Here is a 13,489-nt window from a genome sequence, read left to right on the forward strand (position 1 = left end):
GCAGCTCGTCACTGACCAGGCTATGGGGCAAGGCCCGCTTTGTGTCTACGAGTCGTCACGCCACCGGGCATCCTGTCGAGCATGAACACTCCCCCGCCGCCCCACCCCCGCCCAGGCACCGGGCGCAGCACTCTGCGGCCAGTGCGACGAGCGGCCCGGCATCCACCCCCGCACCGACGCCGCTGAGCTCACCGGCCAGGTGTGCGACGCCTGCCAGTGGGAGCCCAGCGAAGCGCTCAGCTTCGGCTAACCCTCGGGCAGGACAGCGCCCCCACCCGGCCTCGACCGACACTGTTGGCCAGACGGCCAGACGGGGGCACAGGTCATTCAGTACCGGGCGGTGATCCCGGCGCAGGGTCCGGGGCGAGTTGCGCGATCCGCCGATCCACCCGGTCCAACGCATCCCGCGCCGACGCCCCCCCATTGGGATGCAGCTCATGCTCGATGCGGTTGACCCGGGCATCCACCGTCCGCAGGCAGTCTGCGGTCTCCTGGGTCTGCCCCTCAATCGCGGCCAGCCGCGCCAGCGCCCCAGCCCTGGCCGGTACGCCCGGCCTCGATGCGTGCCCTGGAGAACGTCACCAGGTCGTCCAACGCCTTCGCGCCGCGCACGAGCATGCGCATCACCCGCCAGACGAGGGTGGCCACCGGGTGTCGTAGCCCCGCCCCCGTGCACTCCCCCGGGCGCGAGCGGCGCAGGCCGGTGCAGCGCCCCCGGGGGTGAGTGCGGGACGCCCGGGGGTCGGGCAGGTGCGTATGCCACGGCGGCGGCTCACGGGCTCCTCCTCGCACTCACCCCCGAACGTGCCTGGAGGGACCGGCGCTGAGCGCGGGCCCTCCAGATCGATGGGATAGGTCAGGGGCAGGTCTCTTCGAACTTCACGACATCCAGCGTGACCGGATCCCCGTCGAACGGGTCACCAGCGGCCGGTGCTTGGGCGCATATCTGCCAGTTGGATTCCATGAGGACCATGCGGTCCTGCCCGGAGACGTCGGTGACGATGATGCTGGCGTTCGTCGGCAGCGTTCCGCGAGCAGCCTTTGCGGACTCGCCGACGAGATCGGGCATCGTGCCCGCCTGGGCGGCCTCGCCCGGTGCGCTGACGTCATCCTGGGCGGGGCACTTCTCCTCCAGCTTGACGGCAGCGAAGTCGACTTCTGTGTCCGCCGGGTGCTCTCCAGCCCCGGGGGTCTGGAAGCAGACCTTCCAGTTGCGGTCCATGGCCTGCATGCGGTCGCGGCCCAGGGCGTCGTGTGAGGTGAGGGCGTAGAAGCCCGCTTCCTGAGCGGCGTCCTGAGCGGCTTGCAGGCCCTTGCCGACCATGTCGGGGAGCGTCGCCGTCTCGGCCTCCTCGTCCTCAGCAGGGGCCTCTTCGGCAGGGGCAGACTCAGCGGGTGCTGACTCCCGGGACGCAGGGGTCTGGTCGGGGACGGGAGCCTCTTCATCGGTGCAGCCGGTGAGGAGCAGCCCAGCAAGTGCCAGGGCCGCCGTGGCGGTGGTAAGTCTTCGCATGCAGGAACCGTGCGAGTTTCTGTCACCGTGCGTGTACGGATCGCGGCAGCTGTTGCCCGCTTGTGACACTGCGGACTGCTGTCAGGGCGGGGGAGGCGGCCGCTGGTGTGGCGCGCGCCCAGGCCACCATGGCGGCAGGCCCCGGGCACTTTCCCCCTCCACTTCCTGCGAGCGGTCTACGGCTGTTCTGCAGCGCCTTGGTCGATGAAATCTTGCAGGGCGTCACGGCCCTTCTCGTCGCTCTTCCGCAAGCCCTCCACGTACCGGTCCATCCACTCGCTCTTGGGAAGGTCTTACATTGCTCCGGTTCGACCGGAATTCCGCACTGCGCACGGAGCAGGCAGTAGAGGCCGCGCGCCGTACCCAGTCCGGCCGGGTCCGCGCACAACTGGCGGACCTCTACCCGTACAAGGTGGGCCACGGCGCCTCGCCGGGCATCGCCCAGGCGCGGGATAGTATCCGCGATTTGCTGTCGAGCTGAGGAGTTGATCCCGGTGACCACCCTTGCGGTAACTGGCCACATGGACCTGACCGACGACAGCGTGCCACTTGTCAGGGAGGCGCTGCGGACGCTGCTCGCCGAATACCACGGCGCGGAACTGGTAGGGCTCTCCTGTATCGCGAAGGGCTCCGACTCCCTGTTCGCGGAGGCGGTTCTCGAAGCCGGTGGGCAGCTTGTCGCGGTCGTCCCGTCGGAGGACTACCGAGAGCGGAAGGTGAAGCCGGACCACGCTGCCACGTTCGACCGACTGGTGGGAACGGCGGCCGAGGTACTGGTGATGCCGCACGCGACGGCGGACCGGTCGGCGTACGAGTCGGCGAACTCGGTCCTGCTGACGCGGGGCGAACGGCTCGTCGCCGTGTGGGACGGGAAGCCGCCGGGCGGCAAGGGGGGCGGCACGGCGGACGTCGTGATGGCCGCACGCGCGGCGGGGCTGCCGGCGGACGTCGTGTGGCCCGAGGGCGCGGCCAGACGCTCCTGACCGTCGCACGCACGCCTTCGGCTGGCCCCTTCAGGAGGAGGCGCCCCCGCTCGTCGTCTCACGACCGCGAGCGAGTGTGCCCCCCGCACCCCGGACCGCGTCACGCGGGTGACGGGGGCGCGCCCAGGCCGGGGATCACGGCTGCGTGGTGTCTGCGGCGGTTTCGTGGGCGTGACCGTATTCGATGATGAGCGGGGCCAGGCCCGGTTCGCCGAACTCCTCGGTCAGCGCGGCGAACGCGGCGGCCTTCCCCGTTCCGAAACGGGCGACGTGGGCGGCGTAGGCGGCGGCGTCCACGAACCTGGGCGGGCTGCTCTTGGAGTGGAACTTGTCGGCGTACATCACCAGGCGCTCCTCGGCCGTCTCCGCGACGTAGTCCCTGGGCGGGAGCGGCAGGCCCTGGCGGCGGATGTCGTCGCGCGTCAGCCCCACACCGGTGTGCCGGGAGGCGAAACGGCACACCTCCTCGGGCAGCCCTTCGGCGCGCAGCAGCGCGTACCCCTCGATGCCGTGCCGGATGTAGGCGGCGCCCTTGAGCCGGTACACGCCGATGTCGTGCACCAGGGCGCCGGTCTCGACGAGTTCGGTGTCGACCGGCACCGGGGAGCGCTCCGCGAGCTGCCGGGCGATGCGGGCCACGATCTCGCAGTGGGTGTGGACGAGGGCCAGTGCCAGCGGGTCCGGCGCGTGCCTCTCGTGCAGGAGCCGGGCGTCGTGGGCGGTGAGGACGGGCACCGGCGCAGCCTAGCAACGGACCGGTGGGCGGGCGGCAACGAAGGCCGGGGGAAGACTGCCTGGTCCCGGCGACGTCCACCGTGGCCCTCCTCTGTGATGATCTTCGTACTGACAAAACCGGCCACGGAGGCACACACCCATGAGAACGCACCGCGCCGCCCTGCTCGTCACGGCCGTCGCCCTGACGCCCGCCCTGGTGTTCAGCACTCCGGCGTTCGCCGCAAGCCCGGCGGCCACGTCCGCGAGCGTGACGTCTTCGTCCGGAACGCCGGTGGACGAGATGTCGGAGGAGGAACTCCGCATCGCGGTCCTGCGCCTGATGGCCCGCGAGGAGGCCGGAAGGGGGGTGGACCGGGAGGGGAGCGAGGCGCTCGACGGCACCGTGGAGGACCTGCGCGCCTTCCTGACCACGGGCTACCGGCTCGCGCAGGCCGAGGACGACCGCGTCGCCGTCTTCCGGCTCCTGGCCGACCCGGACTCCGGGAAGGCCGTCGTCCGCGAGATCAACGAAGTCCTCGACACCAACACCCCCGAAGCCCTGCGCGCCTACCTCGAAACCGGCCACCGCCTCGCCCAGGCCGAGGACGACCGCGTCGCCGTCTTCCGGCTCCTGGCCGACCCGGCCATCAGCGACGCCCTCCGCGCGCTCGCCCTGGAGACCATCGAAGGCACCCCGGAGGAGCTGCGGTACTTCCTGGAGACCGGCCGGTACGAGGTGGACGGCTGACCGCCCCACCGGCGGCCCGTGCGGGAAACACACTCCGGCACGGGCCGCTGGGAGCGCACGGCCACGGCCGCTGCTGCGGTGGCCCGGACACGGCGCCCGGCCTCGTCGTCACGGCACGGCCGCTCATGGCTCATGCGCGCCGGAGGGCTGGCCGTACCGGGGCAGGGGCCCCGTCCGGGTGAATCGGGGGCCGCCGCACAACCCTCGTCGCGCGGAACGGGTCTTCTCCGGCGAAGCGCCCATATCCGGCGCTCTGCCAGAAACGGAGTAGACGTATGTTCCGTTCACCCGACCGTCCCGGCCGTCCGTTCTCACGGCGCGCGCTCGCCGCCGCGGGATGTGCCGCCGCCCTCGCCCTGACCACCGCCGTCCCCGCCACCGCCGCCCTCATCGCCGGCCGGGCCGACGGGTCCGACCGGACCGGCCGGGCCGACCGGGCGGCCTCGGCCGCGCCCGTCAGCCCGGCGGAGTCCGCCGGCCGGTACACGGCGGAGGAGATCCACCACTTCCTCGAGGGCTTCTACGGCAACACCGGCCCGCGCCCGTGGGAGCGGAAGAACCTGGTGGCCGACGGCCTCAAGCGCCGGGCCGCCGGGACGACCGGCTACGACCTGCTGCTGTGCGCCCAGAACACTCCGCGCGACATCGCGGTCGGGGAGGTGACGGCCGCGCAGTCGGCGGGCGTCGGCTGGGCCCCGGTCCGGCTGGGCTGGGGCGGGGGCCAGGCGGTGTCCACGTTCACGGCCTACGTGCTGCTCGACGGCGGGCAGCCGCTCAGGCTGTACGACGTGAGCTGCACCCCGCCCGAGGCCGGATAGTCCGCCCGGGGATGCGGCGGGCGGCGGGGCGGCGCAGCCTGGACGCATGGCAGCGCCCGTGATCGTGCACGCCCCCGCTCCCGCCGGCGGCCGGGCGGTCACCACCCGCAGCGGTGACCGGCTCGGCGTCGCCTACGGCCCGCAGGACCTGTTGGAGTTCCTGCGCCGGGCCGGGCTCGCGGAGGACGACTTCGCCCTGGACGACCGGTCCCTCATCGAGTGGCGCGGCGCGGGGCCGGATGTGTGGGAGGCGGCCTGAACCGCCGCGGACCGGCGGGCTGTGCCGCCACGCGCGGGGACTAACCTGGGTGCGTGATCACGTTGATGACGTACGGCGGTGCGGTGGCGGCGGACACGGCGGAGACGCGGACCGGCGGCGTGCCGCTGGTGCCGGACGGGTTCCGGTGGCCGCCGTGCGCGAACTGCGGTGAACCGATGCAGTTCCTCGCCCAGCTGCGGCTCGACGCTCCGGTCGGCGACGGGAACGGCGTGCTCGCACTCTTCATGTGCGACGCGCAGCCGGGCCTGTGCGAGCAGTGGGACCCGTGGGACGGGGGCAACCGGGCGGTACTGCTCCCGGCCGACGGGGTGGCGCCCGCCGTGCCGCCGGACACCGGGGTCACCCGGCTGGGCGCCGTCAGCGGCGTGCGGTACGAGCGGGTGGACGCACCCACGTACTTCGATGCCTCCGAGGAGTGGGCCGAGGTAGAGGGCCGGACGCGGCGGGGTGTGCTCGGGCAGTGGGGCGGGGAGCCCGAGTGGCTGCAGGGCGAGGAGACGCCCGCCTGCCCGGGGTGCGGGGAGCCGATGGGCTTCGTCGCACAGCTGGAGGAGGGGCGCGACCACACCACGGCGGCGAACTTCGGCGGCGGAGGCTGCGCTTACGCCTTCGTCTGCGGGCCCTGCGCGCGGGCCGCCTTCCTGTGGCAGTGCTGACGTCCGGGCGCGCGTGTCGTCCGGGCGGCGCGTGACGTCCAAGCGGCGCTGAGGTCCCGTACGGGGCCGACGGCCGGACGGTGCGAGCCGCGGGCATGGGCCGCGGTCCGCGGGCGCGGGGTGCTCAGGAGGCGCGTTTGCGCGGGGCCGCCTTCTTCGCGGTGGTCTTCTTCCCCTGCGCCGCCTTCTTCGTCCCGCCGCTCTTCTTCGCCGCCCCGCCCCCCGCGGTCCGCCCGTCCGACGCCGCCCGGCCCGCCGCCTTCGGTGCCGCCGCCTTCTTCCCGGCCGCCTTCTTCCGCGCGGGCTGCTCCTTCGCCGCCGTCTTCCGCCCGCTGGTCTTCTTCGCCGGGGCCTTCTTGGCCGGACGTTCGATGGAGTGGACGGTGGCCTCTGCGGTCGCGGCCTCCTCGCCTCCGCCGCCTCCGCCGTCCCCGCCCGCCCCGCCGCGCCCGGCGCCGTCCTGCGCCGCGCCGTCCTTCCCGTCGCGGGCCTCGCGGGCCGCGGCGACGCTGTTCTCCAGCGCGGCCATGAGGTCGATGACCTTGCCGCCGCCGGGCGCGGCGGCGACCTCGGCCGGTTCGCGGCCCTCCAGCTTCGCGTCGACCAGTTCCTCGACGGCGTGCCGGTACTCGTCGTGCAGGTCGTCCCAGTCGAGGTCGCCGAGCGAGTCCATCAGCGTCGTCGCCATGTCGAGTTCGGCGTCCCGCACCGAGACGTCCTCGGCGGGTGCGAGGCCCCCGGCCGAGCGGACCTCGTCCGGCCAGAGCATCGTGTGCAGCACGAGGGTGTCCTCCAGCGCCCGCAGCAGCCCGAGCGACTCCCGGCCGCGCAGGGCGAACTTGGCGACGGCCGCCTTGCCGCTGCGCTGGAGGGCCTCGCGCAGCAGCACGTAGGGCTTGGCGGCGGCGGCCGTCTCGGCGCCCATGTAGTAGGCGCGGTCGAGCTGGATGGGGTCGATGTCCTCGGCGGGCAGGAAGGAGAGGATCTCGATCGTCCTGGCGGTGGGCAGCGGCAGGGAGGCCATGTCCTCGTCCGTGAGCACGACCGTCCTGCCGTCCTCGGCGGTGAAGCCCTTGCCGATCTCGTCGGAGGGCACCTCGACCTCTTCGATCTCGCACACCTTGCGGTAGCGGATGCGGCCGCCGCAGTCGTGGGCGGTGTGGATCTGGTGGAAGCCGACCGAGTGGTTCTCGGTGGCGCCGTAGAGCTGGATGGGGATGCTGACCAGCCCGAACGAGATCGAGCCCTTCCAGATGGAGCGCACGTCCTCAACCCCTCACCGGCCCGGGCACTGCCCGGGCCACCTGCCGCTTTCCGCCCGTTCCTGTGCTTTTCATGGGATTCTCAGGGTATGCCGCCGACGACGAACGTGGAGGGCCGGCGCCTGGTCCTCAGCAACCTGGAGAAGGTGCTCTACCCGGACGGCACCACCAAGGGCGAGCTGCTGCACTACTACGCGACGTGCGCGCCCGTCCTCCTGCCCCACCTGGCCGGACGCCCGCTGAGCTTCCTGCGCTACCCCGACGGCGCGCAGGGCGAGCGGTTCTTCGCCAAGAACGTCCCGCCGGGCACGCCTGAGTGGGTGACGGTGGCCGACGTGCCGCGCTCGCGCCGGATGGGCGGGCGGCAGGTGGTCATCGACGACCTGCCCTCGCTGATGTGGGCCGCGAACCTCGTCACCGAGCTGCACGTGCCGCAGTGGCGGTCGGACGCGCCCGCGCTGGCCGACCGGCTCGTCCTCGATCTCGACCCCGGACCCCCGGCCACGGTCGCGCAGTGCTGCGCGGTCGCCCGGTGGCTGCGCGAGCGGCTGGCCGCCGACGGGCTGCGGGCGTGGCCGAAGACGTCCGGCGGCAAGGGCCTGCACCTGATGGTGGCGCTGGAGCGCACCCCTTCGGAGGAGGTCGGCGCGTACGCGAAGCGGCTGGCGGCGCGGGCCGAGCGCGAGCTGCCCGGGCTCGCGCTGCACCGGATGGACCGCGGCCTGCGCAGGGGGAAGGTTTTCATCGACCACAGCCAGAACAACGCGGCCAAGACCACCGCCGCGCCCTACACCGTGCGGGCCGGGCACACGCCGTCCGTCTCGGCGCCGGTCACCTGGGAGGAGGTGGCCGGGGCCGAGGAGGGGGAGCCGCTGGCCTTCGGCGTCCGGGAGCTGCCCGCGCGCGTCGAGCGGCACGGCGACCTGTTCGCCGCGCTGCTGGACCCCGGGCACGCCCACGCGCTGCCCCGGCCCGGGTGAGGCGGGGCGCGGAGGGCCGCTGCCGCGCGACCGCCGTGCGCCCCCGGCGGGCTCGTAGACTTGCCGCACCATGGCCTATCTCGATCACGCCGCCACGACGCCCATGCTGCCGGAGGCGGTCCAGGAGCTGACGGCGCAGCTCACCGTCACCGGTAACGCCTCGTCCCTGCACGGGTCGGGGCGCCGGGCCCGCCGAACCGTCGAGGAGGCCAGGGAGCGGCTGGCCGGGGCGCTCGGCGCCCGGCCCAGCGAGGTCGTCTTCACCTCCGGCGGCACCGAGGCGGACAACCTGGCCGTCAAGGGCCTGTTCTGGTCCCGCCGCGCCGCCGACCCACGGCGCACCCGGGTGCTGGCCAGCCCCGTCGAGCACCACGCGGTGCTGGACGCCGTGCGGTGGCTGGCCGACCACGAGGGCGCCCGCGTCGAGTGGCTGCCCGTGGACGGCGTGGGGCGGGTGCGTCCCGACGCGCTGCGCGAGGCCGTCGCCCGCGACCCGCAGGACGTGGCGCTGGCCACCGTGATGTGGGCCAACAACGAGATCGGCACCCTCCAGCCGGTGCACGAGCTGGCCGAGGTGGCCGCCGAGGCCGGTATACCCCTGCACAGTGACGCCGTGCAGGCGCTCGGGCAGTGCGAGGTGGACTTCGCCGCCTCCCGGCTCGCCGCGATGGCCGTCAGCGGCCACAAGGCGGGCGGCCCCTACGGCGTCGGGGCGCTGGTGCTGGGGCGGGAGCACAGCCCCGAGCCGCTGCTGCACGGCGGCGGCCAGGAGCGGGACGTGCGGTCGGGGACGCTGGACGTCCCGGCGGTCGCCGCCTTCGCGGTGGCGGCCGAGCTGGCCGCCGCGCGGCGGGCCGCGTTCGCCCGGGGGGTGGGCGCGCTGCGGGACGCGCTGGTGGCCGCGGTCCTGGCGGCCGTGCCGGACGCCGTGCTCGGCGGTGACCCCGATCCGGCGGGGCGGCTCCCGGCCAACGCGCACTTCGCCTTCCCCGGCTGCGAGGGCGATTCGCTGCTGCTGCTGCTGGACGCCCAGGGCATCGAGTGCTCCACCGGTTCGGCCTGCACGGCGGGCATCGCGCAGCCCAGCCACGTCGTGCTGGCCACCGGGGCCGATCCCGACCTGGCCCGCGGCACGCTGCGGTTCTCGCTCGGCCACACCTCCACGGAGGCGGACGTCGCGGACGTCGCGGGCGCCATCGGCCCGGCCGTCGAGCGCGCCCGTTCGGCGGGGCTGACCTGACCCGGCGCTGGGCCGCCCCGGGGCGGACGGCGGCGGGCCGGGCCGTCCCGGCGGGCCCTCAGCGGTCCGGGCGGTGTTCCGTTACGGAGGCGGCGGGGCGGGGTAGTCGGTACGTGATCACGACTTGACCTCACGGAGCCGACGCGAAGGGATGCCGCAGTGACTTCCTACCCCCCGCCCCCGCAGGACCCGGGCCCCGGAGGGCCGTACGGTGGCCAGGGCAGCCACGGCGGACATCCCGGCGGGTACCCGGGGGGCGACTCCGGCGGCTACCCCGGCGGCGGGCACCAGGGCTCCCCGCCGCCCAGCCCGCGCAACGGGCTCGGTATCGCCGCGCTGATCCTGGGCATCGCCGCCGTCGTGCTGTTCTGGACGGTCATCGGCGGTCTGCTGCTCGGCCTGCTCGCGCTGGTCTTCGGCATCCTCGGGTACCGCAGGAAGAAGCGGGGCGAGGCGACGAACGGCGCGATGGCGATGATCGGCCTGATCCTGGGCGTCCTCGCCCTGATCGGTTCGGCCGTGATGATCGCGGCGGGTGTGGCGTTCTTCAACTCCGACGAGTTCACCAACTTCCGCGAGTGCATCGACAAGGCCGACACGCAGTCGGAGATCAGCGACTGCGAGCAGGAGTTCAACGAGCAGTACCAGCCCTGACGGCGCTCGCCCCGGTGCGGGGCACCGGCCGGGCGTCGCGCACCATGCGCAGGTAGCGCTCCCAGTCCCAGTGCGGGCCGGGGTCGGTGTGGTCGGCGCCCGGCACCTCGTTGTGCCCGACGATGTGCTCGCGGTCCTTCGGTATGGAGTAGCGGTCGCAGATGTCGGCGGTCAGCCGGGCGGAGGCCCGGTACATGCCGTCGGTGAAGTCCTCGGGGCGGTCGACGAACCCCTCGTGCTCGATGCCGATGCTGCGCTCGTTGTAGCTGCGGTTGCCCGCGTGGTAGGCGACGTCGAGTTCGCGGACGGTCTGCGCCACCCGCCCGTCCGAGGTGCGCACGACGTAGTGGGTCGCGGCCCGGTGCAGCGGGTTCTGGAAGACGTCCAGGGCGGTGGCGTAGCTGCCCTGGATGACGTGGACGACGACCCGGTCGATGGCGAAGTCCAGCGGGCGGCTGGCGAGCCGCCAGTTCTGCGACGAGGCGGCCACCCAGTCGGCGCCGGGGTAGTCGACCTCGCCCGGTTTCCTGGGCACCTCGTTGCCCGGCACCTGGTACCACAGCTTGGCCAGCTCGTCGCGCTGCGACAGCCCGACGCCGCCGAGCACGGCGGCGGTGCCGCCCAGGAGCAGCGCCCGCCGGCTGACGCGGCGCCCGCCCCGCCTGCTCCGGTCGGGTGGTGCTGCGGTCATCGATTCCCCCTGTGCCGTCCCGCTTCCCTGCCCCCGCCGGGCGGCGCCGCGCCGCGGTGGGTCCACGTCCCCGCACAACGCTGCCGCCGTCCGGGTGGTTCCCCGCGGGCCGCGCGGGCGTGCCCGTACCCTGGAGGGGTTATGACTGACTCCCCCGACGCCGCCCCCGCCCCCAGCACGCCCGCCGGCCCCTCCGGCGGCACCCCGCCGGACGGACGGCTGCGGGTGCTGGCCGCCATGTCCGGCGGGGTGGACTCCGCCGTCGCCGCCGCCCGCGCCGCGGAGGCCGGACACGAGGTGACGGGCGTCCACCTGGCGCTGTCGGCCAACCCGCAGTCCTTCCGCACCGGGGCGCGCGGCTGCTGCACCCTGGAGGACTCCCGCGACGCCCGCCGCGCCGCCGACGTGATCGGCATCCCGTTCTACGTGTGGGATCTGGCCGAGCGGTTCCGCGAGGACGTCGTGGAGGACTTCGTCGCGGAGTACGAGGCGGGGCGCACGCCCAACCCGTGCCTGCGCTGCAACGAGAAGATCAAGTTCGCGGCGCTGCTCGACAAGGCGCTGGCGCTGGGCTTCGACGCGGTGTGCACCGGGCACTACGCCACCGTCGTCGTGCGCGGGGACGGCACCCGCGAGCTGCACCGGGCCGGTGACGCGGCCAAGGACCAGTCCTACGTGCTCGGGGTGCTGGACGAGCGGCAGCTCGCGCACGCCATGTTCCCCCTCGGGGACACCCGGGCGACGAAGGACGAGATCCGCGCCGAGGCCGCGCGCCGGGGGCTCGCGGTGGCGAAGAAGCCGGACAGCCACGACATCTGCTTCATCGCCGACGGCGACACCCAGGGCTTCCTGGCCCGCCGCCTGGGCGCGTCCGAGGGCGACATCCTGGACGAGGACGGCCGCAGGCTCGGCACGCACAGCGGCGCGTACGGCTTCACGGTCGGGCAGCGCAAGGGGCTGCGCATCGGCCATCCGGCTCCCGACGGGAAGCCGCGCTACGTGCTGGACATCTCGCCGGTGGACAACACCGTCACGGTCGGCCCGGCCGAGGCCCTGGACGTCACCGGGCTGACGGCCGTCCGCCCGCGCTGGTGCGGGACCGCGCCGTCGGGCCCGGGCACCTACACCGCGCAGCTCCGCGCGCACGGCGGGGAGACGCCGGTCACGGCGGAGCTGGCGGACGGGGAGCTGCGGGTGCGGTTCGCGGAGCCGGTGCGGGGGGTGGCGCCGGGGCAGGCGATCGTGCTGTACGACGGCACCCGCGTCGTCGGTTCGGCGACGATCGCGGCGACGGCGCGCGCCGCCCGCGCGGAGCGCGTCACCGGCTGACGGCCGCGCCCCGGCCCCGGGCGCCGCTGCCCGCTCCCGGCGCCGCCTCAGCGGGTCAGCACCCGGGCGAGCTGGCGGGACTGGGCGCACAGGCGGCCCGCGCTGTCCCAGACCTCGGCGTCCTCCTCCAGGAAGCCGCCCGCCAGGTTCCGGGTGGTGATGGCGACGCGGACGGGGCCGGGCGCCGGGTGGCAGCGGACGTGCGCGGTCAGTTCGACGGTGGGCACCCAGCCGCTGAGGCCCAGCTCGAAGGCGGTCGGGGGCAGGGCGTCCACCGCGAGCAGCAGCGCGAGCGGGTCGAGGTCGCGGCCGTCGGCGAGGGCGAACCAGGCCCGGATCTCGCCGCGGCCGCTGGGCGCGCCCAGGGCCCAGCCGGCGGTGGCCGGGTCGAGCCGGAGGTCCAGGCGTCCGGCGATGGGCGGTCCCGCTTCCGGTCCGCCGGGGTGGTCCTTGGCCCCCGGGCACTGCTCGAAGGGCGGCAGCACGGGCGGTTCGGCGCTGGTGCGGACGTCGCCGGGGAGGGCGGCGAGGTCGCCGTAGGTGGCCAGGACGCGCAGCCGCTCGGTCTCGGTGCCGTCGGGCTCGCGCTGCACCAGCGTGGCCGAACCGGCGGACAGGGTGCGTCCGGGCGGCGCGGCGTCGGTGCGCACGAGGGCGGGCCCGGGCCGGGTGGCGGTGAGGTAGTGGGCGGTGACCGTGAACGGGTCGGGGTGCGCGAGGGCGTCCCCGAGCGCGCGTCCCACGACGGCGAGGAGGTAGCCGCCGTTGAGGGCGTCGCCGATCGCCCAGCCCGCGGGCAGGTCGGCGGCGTAGTGGCCCGCCTCCCGCCGCTCCACGCGGGTGTCCCGGTCGAACTCGCTGTCGCCGATCGTCGCCCTGCTCGTCGCCCGGAGGGCGCCGGGGGCCTGTGGTGCCTGCGTCATGGCGGCACCGTACAACTTTTTATTACTCATCGGTAGCCAGTCGTGGTGCGATCATCGTCCCATGCTCCACGTGCTCTACCTGGTGGGTGTCGGCGCCTTCGCGGCCAGCGGCGTGCTCGCCGCGCACCGCGCCAACATGGACCCCTTCGGGGGTCTCGTGCTCGCCTTCGCCGCGGCCGTCTCCGGCGGCACCCTGCGCGACGTCATCCTGAACCGGAACCCGCTGTACTGGACGCAGGACTGGGTCCTGCTCACCGTCGTCGCCTCCGTGGGCGTGGCCGCCATCGTCTACCTGCGGTTCCGCACGCTGCCGCACCGCACCCTGCTGCTGGTGGACGCCGTCGGGCTCGCCGTGGTGACCGTGATCGGCGCCCGCGCGGCCATCGAGTCCGGCGTCACGCCGCCGGCCGTGCTGATCCTGGCGGTGCTCACCGGCGTCACCGGCGAGGTGGTGCGGGACGTCCTGTGCGGCGAACTGCCGCCGCTGCTGCTGCGCGAGGACGTCTACGCCACCGCCGCGTTCGCGGGCGCGCTGTGCTACCTGCTCCTGGACTGGCTGGAGGTGGCGCCGACGCCCGCCGCCGCCGTCTCGGCCGCGCTGGTGTTCGCGCTGCGCATCGGCGCGATGTACTTCGGCCTGCACCTGCCCCGCCCGCGCGCGGACGACGCGTACGGGCGGGGCTGAGGAGCGCGCGCGG

General features: G+C 74.3%; 17 protein-coding genes. 11 read left to right on the top strand and 6 right to left on the bottom strand.

All coding sequences use genetic code 11. The features are described 5' to 3' along the window. Positions 1-504 precede the first annotated feature (504 nt). A complete protein-coding gene (locus V1J52_RS04030; RefSeq protein ID WP_330138175.1) occupies positions 505-648 on the bottom strand; it encodes a hypothetical protein in 144 nt (47 codons plus the stop codon). A 208-nt stretch (positions 649-856) separates the two neighbouring features. After that, a complete protein-coding gene (locus V1J52_RS04035) occupies positions 857-1,513 on the bottom strand; it encodes a PASTA domain-containing protein (protein ID WP_330138176.1) in 657 nt (218 codons plus the stop codon). Positions 1,514-1,811: 298 nt separating this feature from the next. Here V1J52_RS04035 and V1J52_RS04040 point away from each other — a divergent pair, with 298 nt between their 5' ends. Together V1J52_RS04040 and V1J52_RS04045 are read left to right on the top strand one after the other, a co-directional pair. Then, positions 1,812-1,994: a hypothetical protein gene (locus V1J52_RS04040; protein ID WP_330138177.1), complete on the top strand. Its 183-nt coding sequence runs from the start codon at positions 1,812-1,814 to the stop codon at positions 1,992-1,994. Between the two features lie 13 nt (positions 1,995-2,007). After that, positions 2,008-2,496: a hypothetical protein gene (locus V1J52_RS04045; RefSeq protein ID WP_330138178.1), complete on the top strand. Its 489-nt coding sequence runs from the start codon at positions 2,008-2,010 to the stop codon at positions 2,494-2,496. Between the two features lie 135 nt (positions 2,497-2,631). On the opposite strand, the gene V1J52_RS04050 is transcribed toward V1J52_RS04045, so the two are convergent. Continuing rightward, positions 2,632-3,231, bottom strand: a complete 600-nt coding sequence (locus V1J52_RS04050; protein ID WP_330138179.1) for an HD domain-containing protein — start codon at positions 3,229-3,231, stop codon at positions 2,632-2,634. Between the two features lie 139 nt (positions 3,232-3,370). Here V1J52_RS04050 and V1J52_RS04055 point away from each other — a divergent pair, with 139 nt between their 5' ends. The 4 genes from V1J52_RS04055 to V1J52_RS04070 all read left to right on the top strand — a co-directional run bounded on the left by V1J52_RS04055 (position 3,371) and on the right by V1J52_RS04070 (position 5,712). Then, the gene (locus tag V1J52_RS04055; protein ID WP_330138180.1) at positions 3,371-3,958 is read left to right on the top strand and encodes an ALF repeat-containing protein; all 588 of its coding nucleotides are present in this window, start codon (positions 3,371-3,373) and stop codon (positions 3,956-3,958) included. Between the two features lie 275 nt (positions 3,959-4,233). Continuing rightward, complete coding sequence (locus tag V1J52_RS04060) at positions 4,234-4,776, top strand: hypothetical protein (RefSeq protein ID WP_330138181.1); 543 nt, start codon at positions 4,234-4,236, stop codon at positions 4,774-4,776. A 46-nt stretch (positions 4,777-4,822) separates the two neighbouring features. After that, complete coding sequence (locus V1J52_RS04065) at positions 4,823-5,035, top strand: hypothetical protein (protein ID WP_330138182.1); 213 nt, start codon at positions 4,823-4,825, stop codon at positions 5,033-5,035. 53 nt (positions 5,036-5,088) lie between these two features. Next, the gene (locus V1J52_RS04070; RefSeq protein ID WP_330138183.1) at positions 5,089-5,712 is read left to right on the top strand and encodes a DUF1963 domain-containing protein; all 624 of its coding nucleotides are present in this window, start codon (positions 5,089-5,091) and stop codon (positions 5,710-5,712) included. A 124-nt stretch (positions 5,713-5,836) separates the two neighbouring features. On the opposite strand, the gene ku is transcribed toward V1J52_RS04070, so the two are convergent. Then, positions 5,837-6,976, bottom strand: coding sequence for a non-homologous end joining protein Ku (ku, locus tag V1J52_RS04075; RefSeq protein ID WP_330138184.1), 1,140 nt, complete (start codon positions 6,974-6,976; stop codon positions 5,837-5,839). Positions 6,977-7,063: 87 nt separating this feature from the next. Between ku and ligD the strand changes: the two genes are divergently transcribed. The 3 genes from ligD to V1J52_RS04090 all read left to right on the top strand — a co-directional run bounded on the left by ligD (position 7,064) and on the right by V1J52_RS04090 (position 9,848). Beyond that, positions 7,064-7,954, top strand: coding sequence for a non-homologous end-joining DNA ligase (gene ligD / locus V1J52_RS04080; RefSeq protein WP_330138185.1), 891 nt, complete (start codon positions 7,064-7,066; stop codon positions 7,952-7,954). Positions 7,955-8,024: 70 nt separating this feature from the next. Then, on the top strand, positions 8,025-9,194 hold the full coding sequence (locus V1J52_RS04085) for a cysteine desulfurase family protein (RefSeq protein ID WP_330138186.1): 1,170 nt from the start codon (positions 8,025-8,027) through the stop codon (positions 9,192-9,194). Positions 9,195-9,353: 159 nt separating this feature from the next. After that, positions 9,354-9,848 carry a DUF4190 domain-containing protein gene (locus V1J52_RS04090; protein ID WP_330138187.1) on the top strand — a complete coding sequence of 165 codons (495 nt, stop codon included), beginning with the start codon at positions 9,354-9,356 and terminating at the stop codon, positions 9,846-9,848. On the opposite strand, the gene V1J52_RS04095 is transcribed toward V1J52_RS04090, so the two are convergent. Beyond that, entirely contained in the window at positions 9,826-10,539 is a 714-nt protein-coding gene (locus tag V1J52_RS04095; RefSeq protein ID WP_330138188.1) for an N-acetylmuramoyl-L-alanine amidase, read from the bottom strand. The genes V1J52_RS04090 and V1J52_RS04095 overlap by 23 nt on opposite strands. A gap of 141 nt (positions 10,540-10,680) precedes the next feature. Between V1J52_RS04095 and mnmA the strand changes: the two genes are divergently transcribed. After that, positions 10,681-11,868, top strand: coding sequence for a tRNA 2-thiouridine(34) synthase MnmA (mnmA, locus tag V1J52_RS04100; RefSeq protein ID WP_330138189.1), 1,188 nt, complete (start codon positions 10,681-10,683; stop codon positions 11,866-11,868). A gap of 47 nt (positions 11,869-11,915) precedes the next feature. Here mnmA and V1J52_RS04105 read toward each other — a convergent pair whose 3' ends face one another. After that, positions 11,916-12,791 (bottom strand): thioesterase family protein, encoded by an 876-nt coding sequence (locus V1J52_RS04105; protein WP_330138190.1) that lies wholly within the window; start codon positions 12,789-12,791, stop codon positions 11,916-11,918. A gap of 61 nt (positions 12,792-12,852) precedes the next feature. Here V1J52_RS04105 and V1J52_RS04110 point away from each other — a divergent pair, with 61 nt between their 5' ends. Further along, positions 12,853-13,476, top strand: a complete 624-nt coding sequence (locus V1J52_RS04110) for a trimeric intracellular cation channel family protein (RefSeq protein WP_330138191.1) — start codon at positions 12,853-12,855, stop codon at positions 13,474-13,476. Positions 13,477-13,489 lie beyond the last annotated feature (13 nt).

The sequence above is a fragment of the Streptomyces solitudinis genome, from assembly GCF_036323765.1.
Taxonomy (GTDB): domain Bacteria; phylum Actinomycetota; class Actinomycetes; order Streptomycetales; family Streptomycetaceae; genus Streptomyces.